The sequence below is a fragment of the Oleiphilus sp. HI0086 genome (genome assembly GCF_001635225.1).
Window position 1 is genome coordinate 1 of record NZ_LWFZ01001293.1, and the last position, 872, is coordinate 872.

Sequence of the window (872 nt, forward strand, 5' to 3'; positions counted from 1 at the left end):
TAGACTTGAAACTCTGTAGATCACTCAGAGAAACAAAGCACCAGAGAGCCCTTAAGACTCTAACGACTCGATAAAAGCCTGCATAAACCTGGCCGCCTCTGCACCGCTGGCTGCGCGATGATCAAAGCTCAGCGATATAGGCATAACTCGACCAACCTTTATCTGTCCGTTTTCAACGACAGGCTCATCACGAATTTTCCCCACACCCATGATCGAAACCTGTGGCGGAACAATTATAGGTGTAGCGTAACGCCCGCTTAACGAGCCAAAGTTGCTTAGACTAATCGTTGCACCAAGTAGCTTTTGAGGCTTAATCGTACGGTCATGAACTGATTGAATCTGTTTCTTCATGATTTTTCTGATTCTAGCATCGTCTAGAGTTTGCACCTTTCGAATCACCGGAACGTATAAACCCTGCGCGGAATTAACCGCCACACCTAAATGAATATCTTCGAATAACTGAATACCTAAAGCTTCCTCATCAAACCAGGCATTGAGTATTGGCTCCTTCATACACGCAAAGACAAGTGCTTTAATACATCGGAGCGTGATGTCCTCACTTTTCTTCCAAGTACAAATATTGGCATCATCGAACAGCGTTACGGCTGGAATTTGTTCATGAGATTTACTCATCGTTTGCGCCATGACTTTCCTGGCACCTGTTAATTTAGTGATTGAATCACTACATCTCCCAGGAGAACTTCCTTTCAGCTCATTCTTCTTGTAATGAGCTTCCAGAATTCCTTTCTCTGTAAGCATCCCATAAGACTTTTCACTGAGCTGTTCTGTCAGGCCTATTTTTTCTGCAAAGACCCTGACAGAAGGCGGAGCATTTAAAGTCTGTTTCTGCTTTAAAAGCGAACTGTCAGGCG

At 44.2% G+C, this 872-nt stretch carries 1 protein-coding gene; it reads right to left on the reverse strand.

The window, feature by feature from the left end; translation table 11 throughout:
* Positions 1 to 51: 51 nt before the first annotated feature.
* Positions 52 to 872: dihydrolipoamide acetyltransferase family protein (locus A3756_RS22230; protein WP_068554673.1), on the reverse strand; the 821-nt coding region annotated here is incomplete at its 5' end.